This window comes from Mycetohabitans sp. B3 (assembly GCF_021498065.1).
GTDB lineage: Bacteria > Pseudomonadota > Gammaproteobacteria > Burkholderiales > Burkholderiaceae > Mycetohabitans.
Genome location: NZ_JAHLKN010000011.1, coordinates 197,456 through 221,950 on the forward strand (window position 1 = coordinate 197,456; position 24,495 = coordinate 221,950).

22 protein-coding genes and 1 tRNA gene are annotated in these 24,495 nt (G+C 61.0%); 17 read left to right on the forward strand and 6 right to left on the reverse strand.

What is annotated here, in order from left to right:
• Positions 1-156 precede the first annotated feature (156 nt).
• Together KQH55_RS02965 and KQH55_RS02970 are read left to right on the forward strand one after the other, a co-directional pair.
• Positions 157-1,221 (forward strand): glycosyltransferase family 4 protein, encoded by a 1,065-nt coding sequence (locus tag KQH55_RS02965; protein ID WP_235090161.1) that lies wholly within the window; start codon positions 157-159, stop codon positions 1,219-1,221.
• 195 nt (positions 1,222-1,416) lie between these two features.
• Positions 1,417-2,181, forward strand: a complete 765-nt coding sequence (locus KQH55_RS02970) for a hypothetical protein (RefSeq protein WP_235090203.1) — start codon at positions 1,417-1,419, stop codon at positions 2,179-2,181.
• 310 nt (positions 2,182-2,491) lie between these two features.
• Here KQH55_RS02970 and KQH55_RS02975 read toward each other — a convergent pair whose 3' ends face one another.
• Entirely contained in the window at positions 2,492-2,746 is a 255-nt protein-coding gene (locus tag KQH55_RS02975) for a hypothetical protein (protein ID WP_235090162.1), read from the reverse strand.
• A gap of 221 nt (positions 2,747-2,967) precedes the next feature.
• Here KQH55_RS02975 and KQH55_RS02980 point away from each other — a divergent pair, with 221 nt between their 5' ends.
• The 3 genes from KQH55_RS02980 (at position 2,968) to KQH55_RS02990 (ending at position 5,272) form a co-directional block, all read left to right on the forward strand.
• The gene (locus KQH55_RS02980; protein WP_139337452.1) at positions 2,968-3,390 is read left to right on the forward strand and encodes a hypothetical protein; all 423 of its coding nucleotides are present in this window, start codon (positions 2,968-2,970) and stop codon (positions 3,388-3,390) included.
• 305 nt (positions 3,391-3,695) lie between these two features.
• A complete protein-coding gene (locus KQH55_RS02985) occupies positions 3,696-4,433 on the forward strand; it encodes a HipA family kinase (protein ID WP_235090163.1) in 738 nt (245 codons plus the stop codon).
• A complete protein-coding gene (locus KQH55_RS02990; protein WP_235090164.1) occupies positions 4,433-5,272 on the forward strand; it encodes a DUF3037 domain-containing protein in 840 nt (279 codons plus the stop codon). The genes KQH55_RS02985 and KQH55_RS02990 overlap by 1 nt, the downstream gene beginning before the upstream one ends.
• A gap of 308 nt (positions 5,273-5,580) precedes the next feature.
• Here KQH55_RS02990 and KQH55_RS02995 read toward each other — a convergent pair.
• The 4 genes from KQH55_RS02995 to KQH55_RS03010 form a co-directional block, all read right to left on the reverse strand.
• Positions 5,581-5,655: transfer RNA gene (locus tag KQH55_RS02995), tRNA-Val, on the reverse strand.
• 176 nt (positions 5,656-5,831) lie between these two features.
• A complete protein-coding gene (gene dnaQ / locus KQH55_RS03000) occupies positions 5,832-6,575 on the reverse strand; it encodes a DNA polymerase III subunit epsilon (protein ID WP_235090165.1) in 744 nt (247 codons plus the stop codon).
• A gap of 53 nt (positions 6,576-6,628) precedes the next feature.
• Positions 6,629-7,078: a ribonuclease HI gene (gene rnhA, locus KQH55_RS03005; RefSeq protein ID WP_076797119.1), complete on the reverse strand. Its 450-nt coding sequence runs from the start codon at positions 7,076-7,078 to the stop codon at positions 6,629-6,631.
• 49 nt (positions 7,079-7,127) lie between these two features.
• Positions 7,128-7,940: a class I SAM-dependent methyltransferase gene (locus KQH55_RS03010; protein ID WP_076785199.1), complete on the reverse strand. Its 813-nt coding sequence runs from the start codon at positions 7,938-7,940 to the stop codon at positions 7,128-7,130.
• 21 nt (positions 7,941-7,961) lie between these two features.
• On the opposite strand from KQH55_RS03010, the gene gloB reads away from it, so the two are divergent.
• From gloB to KQH55_RS03045, 7 genes are all read left to right on the forward strand, one after another.
• Complete coding sequence (gloB, locus tag KQH55_RS03015) at positions 7,962-8,804, forward strand: hydroxyacylglutathione hydrolase (protein WP_235090166.1); 843 nt, start codon at positions 7,962-7,964, stop codon at positions 8,802-8,804.
• Between the two features lie 220 nt (positions 8,805-9,024).
• On the forward strand, positions 9,025-10,749 hold the full coding sequence (locus KQH55_RS03020) for a transglycosylase SLT domain-containing protein (protein WP_235090167.1): 1,725 nt from the start codon (positions 9,025-9,027) through the stop codon (positions 10,747-10,749).
• A gap of 27 nt (positions 10,750-10,776) precedes the next feature.
• Positions 10,777-11,088, forward strand: a complete 312-nt coding sequence (locus tag KQH55_RS03025; protein WP_235090168.1) for a hypothetical protein — start codon at positions 10,777-10,779, stop codon at positions 11,086-11,088.
• Positions 11,089-11,584: 496 nt separating this feature from the next.
• Positions 11,585-12,745 (forward strand): glutamine-hydrolyzing carbamoyl-phosphate synthase small subunit, encoded by a 1,161-nt coding sequence (gene carA, locus KQH55_RS03030; protein WP_235090169.1) that lies wholly within the window; start codon positions 11,585-11,587, stop codon positions 12,743-12,745.
• Between the two features lie 134 nt (positions 12,746-12,879).
• Positions 12,880-16,134 carry a carbamoyl-phosphate synthase large subunit gene (gene carB, locus KQH55_RS03035; protein WP_076785194.1) on the forward strand — a complete coding sequence of 1,085 codons (3,255 nt, stop codon included), beginning with the start codon at positions 12,880-12,882 and terminating at the stop codon, positions 16,132-16,134.
• 150 nt (positions 16,135-16,284) lie between these two features.
• Positions 16,285-16,761, forward strand: a complete 477-nt coding sequence (greA, locus tag KQH55_RS03040; protein ID WP_076785193.1) for a transcription elongation factor GreA — start codon at positions 16,285-16,287, stop codon at positions 16,759-16,761.
• A 38-nt stretch (positions 16,762-16,799) separates the two neighbouring features.
• Positions 16,800-17,267, forward strand: a complete 468-nt coding sequence (locus KQH55_RS03045) for a DUF4149 domain-containing protein (protein ID WP_235090204.1) — start codon at positions 16,800-16,802, stop codon at positions 17,265-17,267.
• 110 nt (positions 17,268-17,377) lie between these two features.
• On the opposite strand, the gene KQH55_RS03050 is transcribed toward KQH55_RS03045, so the two are convergent.
• Positions 17,378-17,971 carry a YhbY family RNA-binding protein gene (locus KQH55_RS03050; RefSeq protein ID WP_076797125.1) on the reverse strand — a complete coding sequence of 198 codons (594 nt, stop codon included), beginning with the start codon at positions 17,969-17,971 and terminating at the stop codon, positions 17,378-17,380.
• Between the two features lie 107 nt (positions 17,972-18,078).
• On the opposite strand from KQH55_RS03050, the gene KQH55_RS03055 reads away from it, so the two are divergent.
• The 5 genes from KQH55_RS03055 to pstS all read left to right on the forward strand — a co-directional run bounded on the left by KQH55_RS03055 (position 18,079) and on the right by pstS (position 24,418).
• Positions 18,079-18,735 (forward strand): RlmE family RNA methyltransferase, encoded by a 657-nt coding sequence (locus KQH55_RS03055; protein ID WP_076785190.1) that lies wholly within the window; start codon positions 18,079-18,081, stop codon positions 18,733-18,735.
• Between the two features lie 206 nt (positions 18,736-18,941).
• The gene (gene ftsH, locus KQH55_RS03060; RefSeq protein WP_076785189.1) at positions 18,942-20,834 is read left to right on the forward strand and encodes an ATP-dependent zinc metalloprotease FtsH; all 1,893 of its coding nucleotides are present in this window, start codon (positions 18,942-18,944) and stop codon (positions 20,832-20,834) included.
• Positions 20,835-20,916: 82 nt separating this feature from the next.
• Entirely contained in the window at positions 20,917-21,813 is an 897-nt protein-coding gene (gene folP, locus KQH55_RS03065) for a dihydropteroate synthase (protein ID WP_076785188.1), read from the forward strand.
• 92 nt (positions 21,814-21,905) lie between these two features.
• Positions 21,906-23,261, forward strand: a complete 1,356-nt coding sequence (glmM, locus tag KQH55_RS03070) for a phosphoglucosamine mutase (RefSeq protein ID WP_235090170.1) — start codon at positions 21,906-21,908, stop codon at positions 23,259-23,261.
• 125 nt (positions 23,262-23,386) lie between these two features.
• Positions 23,387-24,418, forward strand: a complete 1,032-nt coding sequence (gene pstS, locus KQH55_RS03075; protein ID WP_235090171.1) for a phosphate ABC transporter substrate-binding protein PstS — start codon at positions 23,387-23,389, stop codon at positions 24,416-24,418.
• Positions 24,419-24,495: the final 77 nt, after the last annotated feature.

Below are 24,495 nucleotides of genomic sequence, written 5' to 3' on the forward strand. Positions count from 1 at the left end.
TGAGAGACTGTACAACCATACCGCACCGTTGCAGCAAGACCGGCACGCGCTTGCGCCGATGGCACAGGCGGGGCGGTCCAGGTGGCAAACTGGGTGGCCCGAGCCGTATTAAACCGAAGCAGTCACTTCGCCGGACTTTTTTAGGAGTTTACCGACATGCGAATCGCTCAAATCGCGCCGCTGCACGAGGCCGTTCCCCCAAAGCTGTACGGTGGGACCGAGCGCGTCGTGTCCTATCTCACCGAAGCGCTGGTCGAACTCGGACATGATGTGACGCTGTTTGCCAGTGGGGATTCGCAGACGTCGGCCAAGCTCGATGCGGTATGGCCGCAGGCGTTGCGACTGGATCCGTCGATCCGCGACACGATGGCGCCACACATGTTGCTGCTCGAGCAGGTGCGCCGACGGTCGGAAGAGTTCGATGTACTGCATTTCCATATTGACTACTACCCGTTCTCGCTGTTTTCGCGCCAGCCGGTGCCGCATTTGACGACATTGCATGGCCGGCTCGACTTGCCCGAGCTGCAGCCGATCTTCAACGTGTTCGACGACGTACCGGTCGTGTCGATCTCCGACAACCAGCGCAACCCGTTACCGCAGGCCAATTGGCTCTCGACCGTACATCATGGTTTGCCCATCGATCTGCTGACGCCGCGCACCGACATCGAGCCGAGCTATCTGGCCTTCCTGGGTCGTATTTCGCCGGAAAAGCGCGTGGATACCGCGATTCGGATCGCCCAGCAATGCGGCATGAAAATCAAGATCGCCGCGAAACTCGATAAGGCCGATCGCGCATATTACGACGAACAGATCAAGCCGCTGATGTCGCTGCCGCACGTCGAGTACATCGGCGAGATCTCGGAAGCTGAGAAGGCGCAGTTCCTGTCGGGCGCGCATGCGTTGCTGTTTCCGATCGACTGGCCGGAGCCGTTTGGCCTGGTGATGATCGAGGCAATGGCTTGCGGCACGCCCGTGATCGCATTCAAGCGCGGGTCGGTGCCGGAAGTGATCGAGAATGGCGTGTCGGGCTTTGTCGTCGAAGACGAGTTGAGCGCAGTCGCCGCGGTGAACCGGCTGCACACACTGTCGCGCGCCGGCGTGCGGGCGGCATTCGAGGCCCGTTTTACATCGAAGGTGATGGCGCAACGCTACGTCGATGCGTACGAGGCACTGCTGCGCCTCAGCCGTCGCACGGTGCTGCGCGAAGTCGCCGCCGGCTAAGCAAGCCACATCGGGCCGGTTAGGCGAGCCTGCTGCCTCCCTCCAATGCCTACGGCTGTCGATGCCGTGGGCGTTTTTGTTTGCGCGGCGATTGCCGCGTTGCACCGTAAGAGTCCTTATAATGTGCCGCTGGTGCAATTGCGACGGCCTGCAGGGCGGCTGTGCGACAAACAGGAGAGTAACTTGCCGAAGGTGATGCAGCCGAGCCACCATACTGTGCCGGGCGCCGCGACGATCTTCGCGCTGCGCGCGATCGGGCTCGCGTTGCTTGCACGCTGGTTGCACTCAATGTCGCAAATGGGCTTCGTGCCCGTGTTGACTGACATTGCGTCGTCACCATGGGCATGCCTGAACGTCATCCTGCTGTTCCTGCTGATCACGTTGCCCGGCGCGCAGGCACGGGCTGAGCGGCCATTCCATCCGTTGCCACAATGGTTGCGGCAGGCATTGCGCTGCTTCTCGCTCATTTGCTTTTTATTTGCCGCATGGTCGATTGGACTGTTTGTCTGCGCTGCGGGGCCGAAGGCGGTGCTGCGCGCGATGGCCGACAGCAACGGATGGCTCGCCGTATCGCCGGGGCTATATATCGTAGTGGCGTGGATTTGCCGGCCCCGGCCACTGTGGCGGTCTAATTTTGCTGCGCGGCGCTTTGCGATCGGCCGCTATGCGGTGTCGCTCGACGTCGCCACGCGTACCGTCGTCGTTTGGGCCGAAAGCCGGAAGGTTGGCCAGTACGACGGTCGCGAATTATCGGTGCGCATCGTCCACGAGCATGTGCCGATCCGCGCATGGCGGCGATGGGTTCGCGCGGCACAGCCTTGTGCCGATTTGCTGTGGAACTCGCCCGCCGCGGCTGGTCACAACCGGCAATTGGTGATGCACGCAGTGCTTAAAAACGACGCGGATCGTACCGCTAGCAGGGCTTTGGAGAAGGCGCTTGCGTCGCTTAGCGCTGGGTGACCCCTGTCTGTCAATGAATTGGGTTGAACTGCTAATCATACCGTCAGCGCGCTTTTCGTCTGAAAGGTAGCAAGCTCGCAAGCCATCGATCGGTTTTAATTTCCCTTTGCCACGTGTAACGCCTTGTTGGATCGTTTCGTCGCGGTAAACTAATATTGATGTGACGAATAGTTGCTTTTGAGGCTCATGCTGCAGACGATGCGATGACGCGCAAGCAACGCTTGATATTCGGTATTGGCGTATTGATTTTCGTTATCCGAAAATATTGTTATCCTATTCAGTTGGATTCGCCCTCAAGTGCACGAGTTAGCTAATCAGCTAACTCGTGCTGCGCACCGTGCGGCCTTGTGTAGACGACGTGCCCTTGATCGAAGCTTGCCAATTTCCCCTTGTGCGTACGAGCTAGCGCTAGCAGGTACATGTTGGTCAACTGTGCGGCCGATGGCCGTCGGCTTGTGTCGACGTGGTCCGCGTCAAGTAGACCCAAGTCATCAAGCCCAAAGGGATGGTCTGAGTGAATGCGCAGCTGCGCGACGAATGGCGCCGCAATGGGCGGCGAACCCATTGCGTTAGGGTATTCCGGACGGCCCAGAACCCCTTACTGGCCTCGCCTTGGCGCACAGCTTCTTTCCGTGGATAGCCTCAGCCGATGGCCATGCGGGCGCGACTTTGACTAGACCCTCATGATCTAACTAGTTGATTCTATTGATAGTGCACTGCAGCTATCATGCGAAAAATCCGATTTTTGACGGCACACGGGTGGGATAAAAATCTGCGGAAGGTATAATGCCAGACGAGGATCTATCTGAATACGATTTAAGTTGTCATTCCAATACGTCAGCAAACACTCATTTTTTTGCCATTTTAAGTAAAGCGGACGAAATGAAGGTGCCTGGCAAAAGGGATATATACGGCATGGCGGAATTAAAAACGTTTACAGAGAATAATAAAACGGAAGTTATATTTAATTATGCTTTGGCCCATCCAAGAGCGCAGCTGCATAATGCTAATTGTTTCGTGGAAAGCGTTTCGGAGGGTGATGATAATGAGAAGGAACTTAATATTAAAGGGGTGGGAACTTATTTGACGGTCAAATCCATAAAAAAGCTTTCAAAAAAATATAATATAAAATCAATTCAAACGGAGGCGATTAATGTTAGGTCTGCCGCAATTGCCCAAAAATTTGGAGCAAAATTTTTAAGGGCATAAAATAGGATACAGTAATTGAAGGCGGCCCCACCTCACAACTACCGCCCGCACCGCGCCCTCGTCTTGTCAGCGGTGTGTTGACTATTGTGGTTGTGAGGCTATCCCCAATCAGGCCGTTCCGCTTAATCTTTGATACCCCAAAGCACGCCGATGTGCGCCTGGGTGAGCCGCTAACCGCCATCAGTCAGTCCATGTCTAGCGGTTCAAGCTCCGGGCAGCGACGGTAACGGCTCTGTTACCATTTCAGGCCTACGCCCTTCGCGCTACGCAGTGTCGGATCGTGGCGGGCCATATGCGGGGGATCCATGTTCAATCGCGAAGTCGTGCAGATCGTCGAAGTGCTGGGTCGTGCCACGCAGGGTATTACCCAACCATTCATCTGCCGGGGCGACGATAAGCAGCTATATTTTGTAAAGGGGCTTCATGCTGGGCGCCGGAGTCTGGTCGCCGAGTGGCTTGGGAGTGCGATGGCCGAGGCGTTCGGGTTACCCGTTGCACCGTTTCGGATTGCGCAGGTGGCCGACGAACTAATCAAAATCGGCCCTTCACATTTCGCCGAACTTGGCGCAGGCTATGCTTTTGCGTCCTGCGCGGTGCCAAACGCACTAGAGATGTCATGGACGCTGCTTGGCCATGTCGATCCCGAACTGCAATTGGACGTCATCGTGTTCGACTGGTGGATTCGGAACCAAGACCGGACGCTGACCGAGAAAGGCGGCAATCCAAACTTGCTCTGGGACCCGGGAGCAAGTCGGATGCTGGTGATTGATCAAAACCAGGCATTCGATCCCTATTTTGACCGCTCAGCCTTTCTCGAGCTTCACCCGTTCTCGCAGGTATGGCACAGAGTCTATGAGGACTTCGTGACCCGGCAGGTTTACGAGGTGAGGATGCTAAACGCGCTCAAACAGTTCGAGTGCGCGTGCGATAAAATGCCAGCGTCGTGGTCTATCGTTGGCGACGACGTGCCACTCGGGTTCACGCCCGACGAGGCATACGGCCTGCTGCTTAGGTATTGCCACGAGGATTTCTGGAAACCATAATGAAACACGCGTGCCGTTACGCCATTGTCCGCTTCATGCCGTATCTGGAGACGGGTGAGTTCGCGAACGTGGGACTCCTGCTGATGAGCCCCACGGCGAGGTTTTTTGGTTTCCGCATGCTCGATAGCGTGCGGCGAGTGACTGCGTTCTTTGACGAACTTGACCCGAACATCTTCCGCCGTGCGAGGAAGACCTACCAACAAGAGCTGATGCGTATCGGCGCGTCTATCGAACATGCATTCTGCAACGTATCGTCCGGCGCGGGTCCGGACTATGCGAAATTCGCGTTCACCGAACTGGTGAAGCCGAGGCAGGCGATCATGTATGCCGACGCGGAACGGGCGGTCTTGGCGGAGGATCCGGCCGAGAAGCTGCTTGAGCTTTTTGATCACTATGTGGGCCGTGTGTTCGTGACCCGGGCCTATCAGGAGCGGGAAGTCGAAAAGGGCGTGCAGCGCATTCTGAAATCCGCAGAACTGGCTACGCTGTACAAACAGCAGGTGTTGATCGGTGATGACGCCTACCGTGCGAGGTTGCCGTTCGCGCGGATAAACGAGCGCGGCCAGGCGATACGTGCGATTAAGCCGCTGTTTCTCGCGCATGACGACCCCTCACGGCTGTACGACCATGGCTGGGACTGGTTGGGCAAGGTCAAGAAGCTGCGTCGCGACGACAAGCTCATTGGCGACGTTATGTTTGCTGTCCGGCGTCCGGCAGAGGAATTTGGGCCGCATGCAGATGCTTTCGCCGATGTAAAGCAGGATTTGGAACGCGAGGATTTCATCTCAGTTGTATCTGACAGCGACGAACGTAGCATTCTTGCGTTTGCTCGCGACTGAGCTACAGATGGGTACCGGCGCCTCGGCCGTACCAGCCATAGGTGACTGGACTCGGCACGTCGCGCCCAAGCTTCAACGGCGGTCTTGGTATTGAAACTGCGAGACAGCGACAGCCACCTGCGTCGCCGAGTTTGCGCTTCCCAGTATTTTCCTCATTGCCGAATTGTTGCCATGCAAATGCGTCGCCAAGTGAACAGTGGCAAATTTGTGGCAAACAACCCGATTCAGGGAAGGACAGAAATCGAACGAGGAGGGTGTTCGATCGCCAGAAAGTAAGAAGGGCCGGCGTTTGCCGGCCCTTCCGATTCTGGTGGGTAGTACTGGGATCGAACCAGTGACCCCTGCCGTGTGAAGGCAGTGCTCTACCGCTGAGCTAACCACCCAAATGAGTCAGCGATTATGACAGGACTTGCGAGATCCGTAAAGTGCTTTTCACAGGTCCGGGCTGCGTTATCACTATCCGGCGCTCGACGGGTTCCGCAGTGGCGCCGACCTGCTCGTGCGTTGATCACGTGCGCCTCCGTGGACACCGTACCGACGCGCGTGGCACGCCACCGTATCACGCGGCAGCCGCGGGGGCGGTTTCGTTCACCCGCTGCGGCGGCTCCCGCCATACGCACGGCCCTTTGCGTGCTTTGTCGAGTTCGTTGAGTACATCCGCATGGGCGGCAAGCTCGTCATCGCTAGCACTGATAACGGGCAGCTCAAACTGGGCGAGCGACACGCGCGCCGTGGCTACCGACCCTGGGCCCGGCGTGTCGGCCAGCATGTCGATGACCAGACTTTCTTGGCCGCGCGTCATCGCTAGGTAGACGTCGGCCAGCAATTCCGCATCAAGTAGCGCGCCATGCAGCGTGCGGTGCGCATTGCTGATGCCGAAGCGCTCGCACAGCGCGTCCAGTGAGTTACGCTTGCCTGGGAACATCGCCTTGGCCTGCACCAGCGTGTCGATCACTTCGCCGCAATGATCGCAAAATGGCGGCAGCCCCAGCATCGCAAATTCCGCGTTGAGAAAGCCGATGTCGAACGGTGCGTTATGAATGATGATGCCGGCATCCTTGACGAAATCGCGCAGCGCATCGGCAATTTCCGCGAACTTCAGCTTGTCGCGCAGAAACTCGGTAGTCAATCCATGCACGGCCAATGCGCCGGGGTCGCTGTCGCGCTCCGGATTGACGTAAAAGTGTAGGTTGTTGCCGGTCAGTTGCCGGTTGACGATTTCGACGCAGCCGATTTCAATGATCCGGTCTCCGCCTTTGGCGTTCAGGCCAGTGGTTTCGGTGTCGAGAACAAGAAGACGCATGGTGGGATGGTGTGTTCAAAAAAAGTTCAACATGCAGCGCGTGCGTACACGGCTCATGCTTGTTCGAGCGATGCCACGCCCTGGTTGGCCAGTGCGTCGGCTCGTTCGTTTTCCGGATGGCCGGCGTGGCCGCGGACCCAGCGCCATTCGATCTCGTGCAGCACGCTCAGCGCATCGAGACGTTGCCATAGATCGGCGTTCTTGACCGGCGTTTTCGCGGCAGTCACCCAATTCTTTTTCTTCCAGCCGTGAATCCATTCGCTGATGCCTTTTTGCACGTACTGCGAATCGGTATGGACGACCGCCTTGCAGGGCCGCTTTAGCGCCTCGAGGGCGGCGATCACGGCCATCAGTTCCATTCGGTTGTTGGTCGTTGAGCGCTCGCCGCCAAACAGCTCTTTTTCTTGCGCGCCGAAGCGCAGCAGTGCGCCCCAGCCGCCCGGACCCGGGTTGCCTTTGCAGGCGCCATCCGTATAAATTTCGATGAGGGTGTTGGATTCCATGAGTTCGTCGATAGGGGTGACACGCAAACGCCAGCGTACGCTGGCGTCGTTAGGGAGCGTTCGGTGCTGCAACCGGGTTCAGCGCCGGCGCGAGTGCCTGTTTTTTGACTTTGGCCGGACCGATCAGCCGCATACCATGCACCCGCTTGATCGCGGTGATCATGTATGTCGCGCCAAAAATCGGCCACCAGCGATCACCGGCGGCTTCCATGAATGCATACCGCGCGAGCCATGTCTCGGTGTTCACTGGCGGACGGTAGCAGCCGAAGCGGCCACGGTCCAGTTCGAAGCCGAGCAACTTGATCCAGTCCTTCATTCTCGTAAAGGCGATCAGGTCATGTGCCGCCGGCACGAACGCACGGCCGCCGCGGCGGCTGATCGACTGTCGCATGCCCCACAGGCTCAGCGAGTTGAAGCCGACAATCACGAGCCGTCCCTCTGGCACAAGGACGCGTTCGGCTTCGCGCAGTAGCCGATGCGGATCGCGCGTGAACTCGAGTGTGTGCGGTAGGATCAGCAAGTCCACGCTCTGCGACTCGAACGGCAGGTCCAGGAAATCGCACCAAAGCGTTTCGCGTTGCGGCGGTGCGTGGCGTTGGCCGGTATCGGCGGCGCCATGGCTGTTCTGGTCCGGCAATCGATAGGGCGCGCTCGCGCCGCTGGCTGCGTCCAGCACCAGGCCGCGGCATGGCATGCGGTTCTCGCGCAACGCATCAAGCTGCGGTAAGCCCAACTGCAGCGCGTAATAGCCGAACATGTCGGACACCAGGCGATCGAGTTGGCTTTGCTCCCACGCGAGCACGTATCGTCCCGGTGGTGATTCGGTCCAGGTTGGCCAGTCTATAATCGGTCGGTTCGACATTGTATCTATGGGTTCTGCGCGATGAACGTACCGTTGGAAGCCAGATCAGCCCGTGACGCCGGTGGCGGGTTGCAATACATCCCGGTTCCGGCATTTGAGGACAACTATATCTGGGTCATCTCGAACGGATGTGACGCTGCAGTGGTCGATCCTGGCGATGCCGCGCCGGTCGCCGACTTCCTGCAGCGACAAGGCTTGCGGCTGACCGCTATTTTACTCACCCACCACCATGCCGACCATGTCGGCGGAGTGGTCACGTTGATCCAGACGTGTGGCGCACACGGCCCGGTCCCGGTGTACGGTCCGCGCAGCGAAGCCATCCAGGCAGTCACGAACCCGCTTGCGGGCGGGGATGAAGTCCGGATCGAGCCGCTCGGATTGGTATTGTCCGTGATCGACGTGCCCGGCCATACACGCGGGCATATCGCTTATTTCGCGGCGGCCGGCTCGGATCCGGTGCCGCACCTGCTGTGCGGCGACACGCTATTTGCCAGCGGCTGCGGGCGTCTGTTCGAGGGCACCCCACAGCAGATGCTGGCATCGCTGGACGCGCTGGCGGCGCTGCCCGATGCCACCGAAATGCATTGCGCGCACGAATACACATTGTCCAATATCGCATTCGCGCTGGCGGTGGAGCCGGACAACGTCGACTTGCTCGCCTGGCGGGATTGGGCTCAGGGGTTACGCGCCGATGGGGTGGCGACTTTGCCGACTACGATAGGTCATGAGAAGCGTGTCAATCCGTTTCTGCGCGCCCATCTGCCGTCGATCCGACTGCAACTAGCCGACAAGCGGCAGGTGCACACGAGCGGGCGGCTCGACACTTTTACTGCGTTGCGTGAATGGAAGAACGTCTTTCGCTGACGCTACCCGCGTCGGTGGATCCGGACGTCATCACTTATCATAACGACGCCGCATGTCGAGACCCTCACATCGATGGCGGATTTCGCACGGGACCTGAAGAACAAGTCTCAACGCACGGATTTTGCAGGCTTTTTTACAGTTTTTAGGTTGACGCGACGCACGCGTTCTGCGTACTATCGGACCCAATTTTCCGGCGCCCCTTTGGAATCCGAGACGTTTAATGCGATTGATACTCAGCGCGCTGTTGACACTGTTGCTCGCCGCCTGCGCGAGCAGCGGCAAGCATACGGCGCAACCCTCTCAACCGGCTTCCTCCGCGCTTTCCACTTCGCAGAACCTGCAGCTCGTCGAAGGCAATCCCATTCAGAAGCATGCCGCGCTGTCCTCGTCTAAGCACACCATCGACGTTGATCATGGCAGCGTGCAAGAACTGCAAGGCTCCGATGACTTGTGGAGCCGGATTCGCGCCGGCGTCCAGATCCCGGATCTGCAAAGCAATCTGGTCAACATGCAGACGAATTGGTACGCGCAGCGCCCCGACTACGTCGAGCGCATGACTGAACGCTCGAAGAAGTACCTGTATCACATCGTCGAAGAGCTTGAACAGCGGCGTATGCCAACGGAGCTGGCACTGTTGCCGTTCGTCGAGTCGGCGTTTAACCCGCATGCGCTATCGGTCGCGAAGGCCGCCGGCATGTGGCAGTTCGTACCCGGCACGGGCCGTACCTTCAAACTGAAACAGAACATGTTTCAGGACGAACGGCGTGACGTCGTCGCCTCGACTAGTGCGGCGCTCGATTATCTGACGAAGTTGCACGGCATGTTCGGCGACTGGTATCTGGCGCTGGCTGCTTACAATTGGGGCGAGGGCAGCGTAAAACGCGCGATTGCGCGCAACCTGGCACGCGGGCTGCCGACCGATTATCAGAGCCTGCCGATGCCGTCCGAGACGCGCAACTATGTGCCCAAGCTGCAGGCGGTGAAAAACATTGTGATGAACCCGCGGCAATATGGGCTGACGTTGCCGGATATTCCGAATCACCCGTACTTCGTCACGGTGACGACCGCGCGTGACATTGACGTCAAGGTAGCGTCCAAGCTTGCAGGCCTTTCGCTAGAAGAGTTTCGCTCGCTGAACCCCGGCTTCAAGCAACCGGTGATTCTCGGCGCATCACAACCGCAGATTCTGCTTCCGTTTGAGAACGCGAATGTGTTTGAGCGCAACTTGAAAGCCTACGATGGCAACCTGTCGACGTGGAAGACGTACAAGGTGACCGAGCGTGCGACCCCGGCGGTGCTGGCCAAGAAAATCGGCGTCGACTCGGGCATGCTGATGGCGGTCAATAAGATTCCCGCCGGCATGCGGCTCAAGCCTGGCTCGACGCTGCTGGTGCCCAAGGACGATGGCGATGACGAGGATATCAGCGCCGACGTCGCGGAAAATGCGGTACTCGCGATGGAGCCGGAGGTGCCCGATACGCGCAAGATGTTGATCCGCGTGCGGCGCGGGCAGTCGATCGCGGCGGTGGCCCGACGCTATGGCGTGACTGTCGCGCAGATTAAGGCATGGAACCATACGCGGCGCAACACGGTGATGGCGGGCCAGCGGCTGATATTGCACGTACCGGTCCGACGGGCAATCGCTAAAGAGATGTCGGCGCCGCGCGCAGGCCGCGTGGAGAAGTTTTCGGCGCGTGCGCAGAACAGGCGGGCCGTTTCGCGCTACGACGCGCGCAGGGGCCGTGCGAGCATCGTACGCGTTGCCGAGCCGGCTCGCAGCAAGGTAGGCAAGGTGAAGGCGGGCAAGGGGACGGCGAAGTCGGCGGGCGCTGCCGCGTCTACCGGGGCCGGCAAGGCGGCGCCGGCGTCCGCCGGTCGGGCCAAGGCCGCGGTTGCGAGCCGCACTAAGACCGCGGGCGACGCGCGCAAACGCAAGGCAAAATAGGCGGCCCGTGCCGCATCGAGCGTATCGGTGTTCGGTACCACCTTCATTGTGGGCAACATCGGCTTTGGCGCGCTGGCCCGCACGTTCGAGCGCTGGGGCGTGTCGGTATCTCGGTTCTCCGGCGTCACGATGGTGTTGTTCGTACTGGTGCAGGGGCTCATCGCCGCCCGCGTGCCGTTGCCGCCGATGGCGGTGTGGGCCGCCTACGGCGCATTGGGCAGCTCCGGCATTCTCACCTATGCCGTACTTGCCGAGCACTTTCCGGCGCGCCTGATCGGCCGCGTGAACACGAGTTTCACGTTGGTGATTTTTGGGAGATCTTTGTACTGCAAGTGGTGATCGGCGCGGCGCTGGGTCATTGGCCGGCGCGAGGCGGCCATTATCCGGCCCACGCACATCAGTGGGTCTGGTTCGCGTTGTCGTGGTGCAAGGGCTTGCCGCAATCGGATACTTCATGCTGGCGCTGCGATGCGCGGGCAGGAAGTGGGCTGCGACAGGAAACGACCGGGCCTGCCGAGAACGCGCCGCGCCGAGATCCGGTTGAAAATGGACTAAAACTAAAGCGTGGCCGACAGTGGGTCGTTGAACCGATGGATTTTGAGGCAAGATCGGTTTCAAGCTATAATTTGAAAGTTTAAGTTAATCAACCCGCACCCTAGCGCCTACCTTTCCCAAACCGCTCGTCCGCCGCGCGCCCGATTCTATCGGAGCTGTCGCCCGCAGCGGGGCCGATTGTGCACGTCGTCCGTGAGCCGAATGGGCCCCGAGGCGGACAATGCGCCCCCCGGACAAGGACGGCAGGTCGGCAGCAGGGTGTCCCCGGAAGGAGCCCCCCGTGTTGCCGTCTTTTTCTCCCGCTCTGCTCGCGCTTGCCGATGGCACCGTTTTGCGCGGCTACTCGATCGGCGCCACCGGCCACACGATTGGTGAAGTGGTGTTCAATACTGCGATCACCGGCTACCAGGAAATTCTCACCGACCCCAGCTACGCGCGCCAGATCGTCACGCTGACGTATCCGCACATCGGCAATGTCGGTGTGAACGACGAGGACGTCGAGTCGGGCCGCGTCCATGCCGCTGGCCTGGTGATTCGCGATCTGCCGGTGCTGGCGTCGAATTTCCGCGCTCAGCGCACGTTGTCTGACTATCTGGCCGGCGAAGGCGTGGTCGCGATCGCCGGCTTGGATACGCGCTGCTTGACCCGCATTCTGCGCGAGCGGGGCGCGCAGAACGGCTGCATTCTCGTCGGGACCGCCGAACAACAGGCGCTCGAGCTGGCGCGCTCGTTCCCGGGCCTGGCCGGCATGGATCTGGCAAAAGTCGTGTCGACGCACGCGCGCTACGAGTGGACCGAGACCGAATGGCGCCTAGGCGAAGGCTACCGGGCGCAACCAACGCCGCAGTACCGGGTGGTCGCGTTCGACTATGGCATTAAACGCAATATTCTGCGCATGCTTGCCGAGCGCGGGTGCCATGTCACCGTGTTGCCCGCCCAATCGAGCGTCGCTGACGCGCTCGCGCTCGATCCGGATGGCGTGTTCCTGTCCAACGGGCCCGGTGATCCGCAAGCATGCGATTACGCGGTCGCCGCGACGCGCGAATTGATCGAGCGCGGCGTGCCGACGTTCGGCATTTGCCTGGGCCACCAGATCATGGCGCTGGCTGTCGGCGCGAAGACGTTGAAGATGAAGACCGGCCACCATGGCGCCAATCACCCGGTCAAGGATCTGGACAACGGCAAGGTCGTGATCACCTCGCAAAACCACGGTTTCGCGGTTGACGCGTCAACGCTGCCGGCCAACGCGAAGGTCACGCACGTCTCGCTGTTCGATGGCACGCTGCAGGGCTTTGCGCTGCAGGACAAGCCCGCGTTCTGCTTCCAGGGGCACCCGGAAGCGTCGCCGGGGCCGCACGACATCGGCTACCTGTTTGACCGGTTCGTTGGCTTGATCAACGCGAGCAAGGCCGGCCGCAACTGCGCCACGAGCGCCGCATAGCACCGCGCGGCGGGCGGCTCATTGCCCCCGCTGCGCGTCAGTCGGCGTGCAGGCGCGTGTGCGACATGCGCCGCACCGCAATACCGAAGACACGAATATCAGCGCGATACACGCGCACACCAGCGAGTAGCGTTATGCCCAAGCGGACAGACATCAACAGTATTCTTATCATCGGCGCGGGGCCGATCATCATCGGCCAGGCGTGCGAGTTCGACTATTCCGGCGCGCAGGCGTGCAAGGCACTGCGCGAGGAAGGCTATAAGGTGATCTTGGTCAACAGCAATCCGGCGACGATCATGACCGACCCGGATACGGCCGACGTCACGTACATCGAACCGATCACCTGGGAAGTCGTCGAGACGATCATCGCGAAGGAGCGTCCCGACGCGATCCTGCCGACGATGGGAGGCCAGACCGCGCTGAACTGCGCGCTGGACCTGCATCGGCACGGCGTGCTGGACAAATACGGCGTCGAGTTGATCGGCGCGTCGCCCGCGGCGATCGACAAGGCCGAGGATCGGCAGAAGTTCAAGGAGGCGATGGACCGGATCGGGTTGGGCTCGGCCAAGTCGGGAATTGCGCACTCGTGGGAAGAGGCGCTGAAGGTCCAGGCCGAGATTGCCCAGGCGACCGGTGGCGCGGGCTACCCAGTGGTGATCCGGCCATCGTTCACGCTCGGCGGCTCGGGGGGCGGTATTGCATACAACCGTGTCGAGTTCGAGGAGATCTGTAAGCGCGGCCTAGATTTGTCGCCCACGCGCGAGTTGCTGATCGAGGAATCGCTGCTGGGTTGGAAGGAATTCGAGATGGAGGTTGTGCGTGACCGGCACGACAACTGCATCATTGTCTGCTCGATCGAGAATCTCGATCCGATGGGTATCCATACCGGCGACTCGATCACTGTCGCGCCCGCGCAGACGCTGACCGACAAGGAATACCAATTGATGCGCGACGCGTCGCTTGCAGTGCTGCGCGAGATCGGCGTGGATACGGGCGGCTCGAACGTGCAATTTGCGATCAATCCGCGCGATGGTCGCATGATCGTGATCGAGATGAATCCGCGCGTGTCGCGCTCGTCTGCGCTCGCGTCGAAGGCAACGGGATTCCCGATCGCGAAGGTTGCAGCCAAGCTCGCGGTCGGCTATACGCTGGATGAATTGAAGAACGAGATCACCGGTGGCCAGACGCCGGCCTCGTTCGAGCCGACGATTGACTACGTGGTCACGAAGGTACCGCGCTTTGCGTTCGAGAAATTTCGCGAGGCCGATCCGCACTTGACCACCCAGATGAAGTCCGTCGGCGAGGTGATGGCGATCGGACGCACGTTCCAGGAATCGTTTCAGAAGGCGCTGCGGGGGCTGGAGGTCGGCGTGGACGGACTGGACGAAAAGTCCACGGACCGCGACGAGATTGTCGAGCAGATCGGCACGCCGGGTCCGGACCGGATCTGGTATGTTGGCGATGCATTCCGCGTGGGGTTGTCGCGCGACGAGATCTTCGACGAAACCGGGATTGATCCGTGGTTCCTCGCCCAGATCGAGCAGATCGTGCTGAAGGAAAAAGCGCTCGCCGCACGCTCGCTGGTCAGCCTGTCGCGCGACGAGCTGTTGTACTTGAAGCAGAGCGGCTTCTCGGACCGGCGTCTGGCCAAGCTGACGGGCGCAAGCCCGGCTGAGGTACGCGCGCGTCGCATCGAGTTGAATGTGCGGCCGGTATACAAACGCGTGGACACTTGCGCGGCGGAGTTTGCGACGAAAACCGCTTACATGTACTCGACGTACGAGCAGGAGTGCGAGGCGCAGCCGACGACGAACAAAAAGATTATGGTGTTGGGCGGCGGCCCGAACCGGATTGGCCAGGGCATCGAATTCGACTATTGCTGCGTGCATGCCGCGCTGGCGATGCGCGAGGACGGCTACGAAACGATCATGGTCAACTGCAATCCGGAAACGGTATCGACCGACTATGACACGTCGGATCGGCTTTATTTCGAGCCGCTGACGCTGGAGGATGTGCTCGAGATCGTCGACAAGGAAAAGCCGCTCGGCGTGATCGTGCAATACGGCGGCCAGACGCCGTTGAAGCTTGCGCTGGATCTGGAGGCCAATGGTGTGCCGATCGTGGGTACATCGCCGGACATGATCGATGCGGCCGAGGACCGCGAGCGCTTCCAGAAGCTGTTGCAATCGCTCGGCCTGCGTCAGCCGCCGAATCGGACCGCTCGCACCGAGGACGAAGCACTGCAGCTAGCCGGCGAGATCGGCTATCCGCTTGTCGTGCGTCCCTCCTACGTGCTGGGCGGCCGCGCGATGGAGATCGTGCATGCGCCGCGTGACCTGGAACGCTATATGCGCGAAGCGGTCAAGGTATCGAACGATTCGCCGGTGTTGCTGGATCGGTTCCTGAATGACGCGATCGAATGTGATGTTGATTGCATTTGTGACGGCAGTGCGGTCTTCATTGGCGGTGTCATGGAGCATATTGAGCAGGCGGGCGTGCACTCTGGAGATTCTGCCTGCTCGCTGCCACCTTATTCGCTGTCGGCTGCGACCGTGACCGAACTCAAGCGGCAGACCGCGGCGATGGCGCGGGCGCTGAACGTGATCGGGCTGATGAACGTACAGTTCGCCATCCAGCAGGTGCCGCAGGCCAACGGTACGCTCGGCGATGTGATCTACGTGCTGGAAGTCAATCCGCGCGCGTCACGCACGGTGCCGTACGTATCGAAGGCGACTGGGCTGCAACTGGCCAAGATCGCCGCGCGCGCGATGGTCGGACAGACGCTGGTCGCGCAGCGGGTGACACAGGAGGTTGAGCCGCCTTACTTCAGCGTGAAGGAGGCGGTGTTCCCGTTCATCAAGTTCCCGGCTGTCGATCCGGTGCTGGGACCAGAGATGCGTTCGACCGGTGAAGTGATGGGCGTTGGACGCACGTTCGGCGAGGCGCTGTTCAAGTCGCAACTAGCTGCCGGCTCGCGGCTGCCCGCTTCGGGCACCGTGCTGCTGACCGTGATGGACGCGGATAAGCCCAAGGCCGTCGAGTTAGCGCGCATGCTGCATGAGCTAGGCTATCCGTTAGTCGCGACGAAGGGAACGGCCATGGCGATTGCGGCTGCAGGTGTGCCGGTCAAAGTCGTCAATAAGGTCAAGGACGGTCGGCCGCATATCGTCGACATGATCAAGAACGGCGAAATCGCGCTCGTATTCACGACTGTCGATGAAACCCGGACCGCGATCGCTGATTCGCGCTCGATTCGCATGAGCGCGCAGGCGAACAAGGTGACGTACTATACGACGATGTCCGGTGCGCGCGCTGCAGTCGAAGGCCTGCGCTATTTGAAAAACCTTGAGGTCTATGATTTACAAGGGCTTCATGCTCGCCTAAACTGATTGTCGATCCGGCGGCGTGCTTGCGCAGATGAGGTAAGATGCGTTTGTACCCGTCGGTGGTACCCAAAGTAGCCCTATGAGCCGCGGTTGAGCGGTATCCCGAAATGGGATGCGATCAACCGCGGTAATTTTTTTAACCCTGAGCCTGTTATGAGCACTATTCCACTGACGAAGCGCGGTGCTGACCAACTGCGTGACGAATTGCAACGACTGAAGTCGGTCGAGCGTCCGTCGGTGATCCACGCGATCGCCGAGGCGCGTGCACAAGGTGATTTATCGGAAAACGCCGAGTACGATGCCGCGAAGGAGAAGCAGGCGTTTATCGAGGGCCGCATCGCTGAACTCGAATCGAAATTGTCGGCCGCGCAGATCATCGATCCGAAGGCGGTCGATGCGGACGGGCGCATCGTATTCGGCGCCACCGTCGATCTCGAGGATCTCGATTCGGGTGACAAGGTCACCTACCAAATCGTCGGAGACGACGAGGCGGATCTCGAACATGGGCTGATCTCAGTCAGTTCGCCAATTGCTCGCGCGTTGATTGGCAAGTTCGAGGGCGATGTGGCGGCGGTGCAAGCGCCCAGCGGCGTGCGCGAGTACGAGATCATCACGGTACGTTACGAGTAAAATGTCATGCTCCTAATGATTGCGCCATTCGAACGATGATTGCACAGCGCCTGTTCCGCCTGCTCGCGATGCTGTGGGTCGGCAGTCTCGTCAGCACCGGCTACCTGGCTGCGCCGACCCTGTTCGCGTCGCTCGATCGCACGAGTGCGGGCATGGTCGCCGCCTCGCTGTTCCACACGCAGGCGGTGATCGGCGTGGTGGCTGGTATCGTGCTGCTCGGGTGCGCGCACGCGTTTGTTAAACGCGGCGACCGGGCGTACCGGGTCGCGCGCTGGGTGATCATCGCGATGCTGGTATGCGTGCTGGTCGGCTATTTCGCGCTGCAGCCGTTCATGAACGAATTGCGCGTCGCGGCGCAGCAAGCCGGGACGGATGTCGGAGATTCCGCCTATGCGGCGCGCTTTGGTGCTTTGCACGTCGCATCCAGCGCCATCTACCTGGTGCAAAGCCTGCTTGGCCTCGTGCTAGTGTGGCGCTTGCCGGTCGCCACGCGGTCGATGTTCTAAGCGATCGCCCCGCCGCTATCCCGGTGCGCTCGCCGTGTAGGCTGTGTGCAATCGCATGCCGTCAAGCATCGCGCGTGGACGCGCGGGATTCGGTAGCAGGTCGGTGGTGCCTATTTGTTAGACTGGTGCTGGCGCTTCGGACTTGTCTGTCGCTTTTTCGCCTTTTTGACATTGCCGCCAGCGGTGACGCGTTCATTGCCGAGCACCTTGACCAATTGTGGCTTTGGGCGCCGTATCGTGCTGGACGGTTTTACAACTTTGACGACACGTGGCGCGGCACCGGCCGTCGACGTGTCGCGGCGCGCGGCGCAGCGGGCAGTGCCGGCGCTCGGCACATCGGCGTTGCGCTGCGGCACGGCGCGGCGAGCCTGTGCCGTGCGGGGCGCGCGCGAGGCTGTGCCGCGCGGGGCGCTGGCAGCAGTGTCGTCGCGTCGTGGCCTCCAGATGACCAGCAACTTGCCGATATGCTGAATAGGCGCCGCCGACAGACGGTCACAGATCGTGTCGTAAAGCGCCGCGCGCTCGTCGCGCTCGTCGCCAAACACGCGGATCTTAATCAACTCATGCGCGTTCAGGTGCACGTCGATCTCGTTGAGCACCGCGTCGGTCAATCCATCTGCGCCGATCAAGACGACTGGCTTCAGCGGATGGGCTTGCGAGCGCAGCGCGCTGCGCTCGGCGGAGGAAAGGGTAAGGGCAGGCATGTGGGTAATCCGGCAAGCAGGGCAGCAGCCAACGCGGCCGCAAAAGACGCTTATTATCCGCCAAAAGAGCCGTCACCGTGTCGCTCGGGCCACATTTAAACTCTTTTATGGCAAAAAACCGTTTCAATCAATCGTGGTTACATGACCACCTCAATGATCCGTACGTCAAACTCGCGCAGCGCGACGGATATCGAGCACGCGCGGCGTACAAGCTCAAGGAAATCGACGAACAGGACAAGCTGATCCGGCCCGGACAGGTGATCGTCGACCTGGGCGCCGCACCGGGAAGCTGGAGTCAATACGCGCGCAACAAGCTGGCAGCCAGTCCCCACCGTGCCGGCGGCGGCATTGACGGCATGATCATTGCGCTGGATATGCTGCCGATGGAGCCGATCGCCGACGTGACGTTCATCCAGGGCGATTTCCGCGATGATGCGATACTGGCGCAGTTGGAGGCGGCCGTCGATGGCCGCGCGGTAGACCTTGTCATTTCCGACATGGCCCCCAACCTGTCAGGTGTCGCGGTGGCGGATGCGGCGCGGATCGAGCACGTGTGCGATTTGGCGCTCGAATTTGCGCAGGATCACTTGACACCACAGGGAGCGCTGTTGGTTAAGTGTTTTCATGGCAGCGGCTACAGTCAGATCGTCGAGCGGTTCAAACACCAGTTCAAGACCGTGGCGGCGCGCAAGCCGAAGGCCTCGCGCGACAAATCATCGGAAACGTTTATTCTCGGTCGGGTGCTGAAGCATCCGCGGGCGTGAATGCAGGAACATTGGTTCGGTAGCGTACTGTTTCGGCATTGCGCGCCGAAACGCGCAAAACGCGTGGGTTTTTTCAAGTTTTTCGCTATCCGCCCGAGAATCAATCGCTCTGGCAGGGGGAAGCGGACTGGATTAGAATGCCCAAAGGTGGTTGGCTTTCTGGCGGGAAGTCGGATGCCGCCCTATATGAGTGAAGGAGTGGTGCGTTGAACAACAACATGTTTTCCAAGGCGGCAGTGTGGCTTGTCATCGCACTGGTGCTGTTTACGGTGTTCAAGCAGTTCGACAAGCCCCGCGTCCAGGAAGGCGTCACGTATTCGCAGTTCATGGACGACGCGAAGAATGGCAAGGTCAAGAACGTCATCGTCCAGGGCCGCAACCTCACCGTTACTCCTGCGGACGGCCAAAAATATCAGATTGTGTCGCCCGGCGACATCTGGATGGTCGGTGACCTGATGAAGTATGGCGTGCAGGTCAGTGGCAAGGCCGATGATGAACCGAACGCGCTGGTGTCCGCGCTGTACTACCTCGGCCCGACGATCTTGATCATCGGGTTTTGGTTTTACATGATGCGACAGATGCAAGGCGGTGGCAAAGGCGGGGCGTTTTCGTTCGGCAAGTCGCGTGCGCGGCTCATCGATGAAAACAACAATGCGGTGAATTTTACCGACGTTGCGGGCTGCGATGAGGCGAAGGAGGAAGTGACCGAGCTAGTCGATTTCCTGCGCGATCCGCAGAAATTTCAGAAGCTCGGCGGCCGTATTCCGCGCGGTGTGCTGCTCGTCGGACCGCCGGGGACCGGCAAGACGTTGCTTGCGCGTGCGATCGCCGGTGAAGCGAAGGTGCCGTTCTTCAGTATTTCGGGTTCGGACTTCGTTGAAATGTTTGTCGGCGTGGGCGCAGCCCGTGTACGCGATATGTTCGAACAGGCGAAGAAGCACGCACCCTGTATCGTGTTCATCGACGAAATCGACGCGGTCGGCCGCCATCGCGGCGCCGGCATGGGCGGCGGCAACGACGAGCGCGAACAGACGCTGAACCAGATGCTGGTCGAGATGGACGGTTTCGAGGCCAATTCGGGCGTGATCGTCATTGCCGCGACCAATCGCTCCGACGTGCTCGACAAAGCACTGCTGCGTCCCGGACGTTTCGACCGTCAGGTCTACGTTGGTTTGCCGGACATCCGCGGACGCGAGCAGATCCTGAAGGTCCATCTGCGCAAAGTGCCGATTTCAAACGATGTCGATGCGTCAGTGGTGGCGCGCGGCACGCCAGGCTTTTCCGGCGCGGACCTCGCGAATCTGGTGAACGAGGCGGCGCTGTTCGCCGCGCGTCGCGGCAAGCGCATTGTCGAGATGCAGGATTTCGAGGATGCCAAGGACAAGATCTTCATGGGCCCGGAGCGCAAGTCAGCCGTGATGCGCGAAGAGGAGCGTCGCAATACCGCGTATCACGAGTCGGGCCATGCAGTCGTCGCCAAGCTGCTGCCGCACGCCGATCCCGTTCACAAGGTGACGATTATGCCGCGCGGCTGGGCGCTGGGCGTCACGTGGCAGTTGCCCGAGCATGATCGCGTCAACCTGTACCGCGACAAGATGCTCGAGGAGATCGCGATCCTGTTTGGCGGCCGCGCTGCCGAGGAAGTCTTCTTGAATTCAATGTCGACCGGCGCGTCCAATGACTTTGAACGGGCGACCAAAATGGCCCGCGACATGGTGACGCGCTACGGCATGTCCGACGTGCTTGGGACGATGGTCTATATCGATACTGAGCAGGACGGCATGTTCGGCCGGATGTCGTCGCGCTCGGTGTCCGAGGCGACGCAACAGAAGGTCGACGCGGAGATTCGCCGCATCCTCGACGAGCAATATGCGCTGGCGCGCACGCTGCTGGAGGATAACCGCGAAAAGGTCGAGGCGATGGTCAAGGCGCTGCTCGAATGGGAGACGATCGACGCCGACCAGATCAATGACATTATGTCTGGCAATGATCCGCGTCCGCCAAAGAACCTGCCCCCGCCGTCCGGCGACGCGCCGAGCGGCGGCACAGGAGGCGGCGCCGAGGTGAAGCCCGCGCCGGGCGCGACCGCCCCCGCGTAAAACCGCAACCGTTTCCCCGCCAAGGGCTGGTGCTGGTGCACCAGCCCTTTGTCATTTATTTTCTCTCGGGTATGCCTATTCGATGTCGAGTACTCCTAGCACAACCGGCCCGGCCGCCGGCACGACGTTGCAATGTGGCCGCTTCAGGCTTACGCTAGCGCGGCCCCTAGTGATGGGCATTTTGAACGTGACGCCAGATTCGTTCTCCGATGGCGGACATTTCGTTGGCTATGATGCCGCGCGTGCGCGCGCCCAGCAGATGATCGACGAGGGGGCGGACCTGATCGACATCGGCGGCGAATCGACGCGGCCTGGCGCACCGCCGGTCTCGCTGGACGAGGAACTGACGCGGGTGCTGCCTTTGATCGACGCGTTGCGCGATACGGGCGTGCCGATCTCGGTCGATACGTACAAGCCCGAAGTGATGCGCGCCGCGCTCGACGCCGGCGCGGACTTGATCAACGATATCTGGGGCCTGCGTCAGCCCGGCGCGCTCGATGCGGTGCGCGACACGCGTTGCGGGCTGTGTGTAATGCATATGCAAGGCGAGCCCGGTACGATGCAACGCGAGCCGCAGTACCGCGATGTCGTCGCGGAGGTTCGCGACTTTCTCGACGAGCGGATCCGGTCACTGGAGCGCGCCGGGATCGCCGCGGACCGGCTCTGTGTCGATCCGGGCTTCGGTTTTGGCAAGACGGCCGAGCACAATTTCACGCTGCTGCGTGAGCTGCCGCACGCCGTGCCCGCCGGCGTGCCAACTCTTGTGGGGCTGTCGCGTAAGTCGATGATCGGCGTGGCCACGGGTCGCAGCATGCCGCAGCAGCGGATGGCCGGCAGCCTGGCCGGCATGCTGGCGGCGGTCGATCGAGGCGCGGCGATTGTGCGCGTGCACGATGTCGCGCCGACGGTCGATGCATTGAAGGTTTGGCAGGCGATGCGGGCACGACCGTGGTGCGATGCCCAGTCTGTGCACGGCTAGAACGATAAACAGCAACCGAGGCGACGCACGTTGCGGCGTGCGCGGCGCACACCGGTGGACGCGTCGCACAGTACGAAAAAGAGGAGTTCAACATGAGTCGTCGTTATTTCGGCACGGATGGTATCCGCGGCAAGGTGGGCGAGCCGCCGATCACGCCGGATTTCGTGCTGCGGCTCGGCTATGCGGCAGGCAAGGTGTTAGCCGGCGCGGACACCCCGGGCAGCGGGCGGCCGACCGTATTAATCGGCAAGGACACGCGCGTTTCGGGCTATATGCTCGAGGCGGCGTTGGAAGCGGGATTTTCGGCGGCCGGCATCGACGTGATGCTGGCTGGCCCGATGCCCACGCCAGGCATCGCGTATCTGACGCGCGCGCTGCGCCTGGCCGCCGGCGTCGTGATCAGCGCGTCGCACAACCCTTATTACGACAACGGTATCAAGTTCTTTTCGGGCCACGGCAACAAGCTGCCCGACGAGGTCGAGCATGCGATCGAGGACCAGCTCGAGCAACCGATGGCGTGTGCGCCGTCCGAGCGGCTCGGCAAGGCGCGGCGTCTGGATGACGCGGCAGGACGGTATATCGAGTTCTGCAAGGGCACGTTTCCGGCCGCATTCGACCTGCGTGGACTGAAGCTCGTCGTCGATTGTGCGAACGGCGCGGCATATCAGGTCGCGCCGCACGTGTTCCACGAGCTGGGAGCCGAGGTCGTGTCGATCGGTGTTGCCCCGAATGGCTTCAATATCAATGACGGGGTGGGTGCGACTGCACCTGACACGCTGGTGGCGGCCGTGCGCGCCAATCATGCCGATCTGGGCATCGCGCTGGACGGCGACGCGGACCGGTTGCAGGTCGTCGACGCGTCCGGCCGCCTGTATAACGGCGATGAGCTACTGTACGTGCTCGTGAAGGACCGCATTGTCACACACGGATCGGTACCGGGCGCGGTCGGCACGCTAATGACGAACCTAGCGGTGGAGGTCGCGCTACAGCAGCTTGGCGTCGAATTCGTGCGTGCCGCGGTAGGCGATCGCTATATTTTGGAGCAACTGCGCGAACGGGGTTGGCAACTCGGCGCCGAAGGCTCCGGCCACATCCTGTCGCTGGACCGCCATACGACCGGCGACGGCATCGTATCGGCGCTGCTCGTGCTCGCCGCGATCAAACGTAGCGGCCAAACGCTGGCTCAACTGCTTGGCGGGCTGACATTGTTTCCACAGACGCTGGTCAACGTGCGGATGACGCCGGGTGCCGATTGGAAAGGCAGTACCGCGATTCGCGAAGCTGTCGCGCAGGCCGAGCGCGCATTGGGCCCGTGCGGCCGAGTGCTGATCCGCGCGTCCGGCACCGAACCGGTGCTGCGCGTGATGGTCGAAGCGCAGCGGGCGGATGAGGCAAGCGGCCACGCGCAAGCCATTGCCGAAGTCGCGCGCGCGGCGACCGCGGGGTGAGCTGGGCGCCGGCGCGGTAAAAAAATAATGTGACAGTCACAGTTGATTCACCGAATGTCACATGACTGTCACATACGCCGCCTAAGCTTCGCGATGTCTCAAGTGCGCTCACCCTTGGAGGTCTCATGAAATCGATGCACACCGCGATCGCCGGCGTTGTCGGCGCCCTCTTTGCCTGGTCCGTGCAGGCTGCCGATATCACCGGCGCGGGCAGCACGTTCGCGGCGCCGATTTATACGAAGTGGGCCGATGCCTATCGAAAGTCGGGCGGCGGCAAGGTCAACTACCAGGGTATCGGATCGTCCGGCGGCATCAAGCAGATCATCGCGAAGACGGTCGACTTCGCCGGCTCGGACGCACCGCTGAAGGACGATGTGCTCGCCAAGGATGGCCTGTTCCAATTCCCGACCGTGGTCGGCGGCGTGGTGCCGGTGATCAACGTGCCGGGTATCAGGGCCGGCGAATTGGTGCTGTCCGGCGAAGTGCTGGGCGATCTCTACCTGGGCAAGATCAAGAAGTGGAATGACCCGGCGATCGCCGCGCTCAATCCGAAGGTGAAGCTGCCGGATACTGATGTCGCCGTGGTGCGTCGCGCCGACGGGTCGGGCACGAGCTTCATTTGGACGAACTACCTGTCGAAGGTGAATGCCGAGTGGAGGTCGAAGGTCGGCGAAGGCACGACGGTGAATTGGCCGGTGGGCACCGGCGGCAAAGGCAATGACGGTGTGGCCGCGTTCGTGCAGCGCCTGCCTGGCTCGATCGGCTACGTCGAATGGGCCTATGCGAAGCAAAACCATATGACCTACACTGCGCTGAAGAACCCGGCTGGCACGGTCGTCGAGCCGAAGACCGAAACGTTCAAAGCCGCGGCCGCCGGCGCCAACTGGAAGAAATCCTTCTACCAGATCCTGACGAACCAGCCGGGCAAGCAAGCCTGGCCGGTGGTCGGCGCGACGTTCGTGCTGCTGCACGCCGCGCAGGACAAGCCCGAGCAAGGCAAGGAGACGCTCAAGTTCTTCGATTGGGCATTCAAAAACGGCACGCAGGCTGCGAACGAACTGGACTACATCTCGCTGCCGGAATCGGTTATCAGTGAAATTCGCATGCAGTGGAAGTCGAAGGTGAAGGACGGCGCGGGCAAGGCGCTCGCCGGGTAACCGACATCCCGTGTCGGCGCGGCGGGCGCAACCGCTTCGTGCCGCGCTGGCGCGTGGTGCTTTGACGACAACCGGCT

Coding starts and splice junctions, on each gene's coding strand:
- KQH55_RS02965 (WP_235090161.1), top strand. CDS start 157: ATGCGAATCGCTCAAATCGCGCCGCTGCACGAGGCCGTTCCCCCAAAG.
- KQH55_RS02970 (WP_235090203.1), top strand. CDS start 1,417: ATGCAGCCGAGCCACCATACTGTGCCGGGCGCCGCGACGATCTTCGCG.
- KQH55_RS02975 (WP_235090162.1), bottom strand. CDS start 2,746: ATGGGTTCGCCGCCCATTGCGGCGCCATTCGTCGCGCAGCTGCGCATT.
- KQH55_RS02980 (WP_139337452.1), top strand. CDS start 2,968: ATGCCAGACGAGGATCTATCTGAATACGATTTAAGTTGTCATTCCAAT.
- KQH55_RS02985 (WP_235090163.1), top strand. CDS start 3,696: ATGTTCAATCGCGAAGTCGTGCAGATCGTCGAAGTGCTGGGTCGTGCC.
- KQH55_RS02990 (WP_235090164.1), top strand. CDS start 4,433: ATGAAACACGCGTGCCGTTACGCCATTGTCCGCTTCATGCCGTATCTG.
- dnaQ (WP_235090165.1), bottom strand. CDS start 6,575: ATGCGTCTTCTTGTTCTCGACACCGAAACCACTGGCCTGAACGCCAAA.
- rnhA (WP_076797119.1), bottom strand. CDS start 7,078: ATGGAATCCAACACCCTCATCGAAATTTATACGGATGGCGCCTGCAAA.
- KQH55_RS03010 (WP_076785199.1), bottom strand. CDS start 7,940: ATGTCGAACCGACCGATTATAGACTGGCCAACCTGGACCGAATCACCA.
- gloB (WP_235090166.1), top strand. CDS start 7,962: ATGAACGTACCGTTGGAAGCCAGATCAGCCCGTGACGCCGGTGGCGGG.
- KQH55_RS03020 (WP_235090167.1), top strand. CDS start 9,025: ATGCGATTGATACTCAGCGCGCTGTTGACACTGTTGCTCGCCGCCTGC.
- carB (WP_076785194.1), top strand. CDS start 12,880: ATGCCCAAGCGGACAGACATCAACAGTATTCTTATCATCGGCGCGGGG.
- greA (WP_076785193.1), top strand. CDS start 16,285: ATGAGCACTATTCCACTGACGAAGCGCGGTGCTGACCAACTGCGTGAC.
- KQH55_RS03050 (WP_076797125.1), bottom strand. CDS start 17,971: ATGCCTGCCCTTACCCTTTCCTCCGCCGAGCGCAGCGCGCTGCGCTCG.
- KQH55_RS03055 (WP_076785190.1), top strand. CDS start 18,079: ATGGCAAAAAACCGTTTCAATCAATCGTGGTTACATGACCACCTCAAT.
- folP (WP_076785188.1), top strand. CDS start 20,917: ATGTCGAGTACTCCTAGCACAACCGGCCCGGCCGCCGGCACGACGTTG.
- glmM (WP_235090170.1), top strand. CDS start 21,906: ATGAGTCGTCGTTATTTCGGCACGGATGGTATCCGCGGCAAGGTGGGC.
- pstS (WP_235090171.1), top strand. CDS start 23,387: ATGAAATCGATGCACACCGCGATCGCCGGCGTTGTCGGCGCCCTCTTT.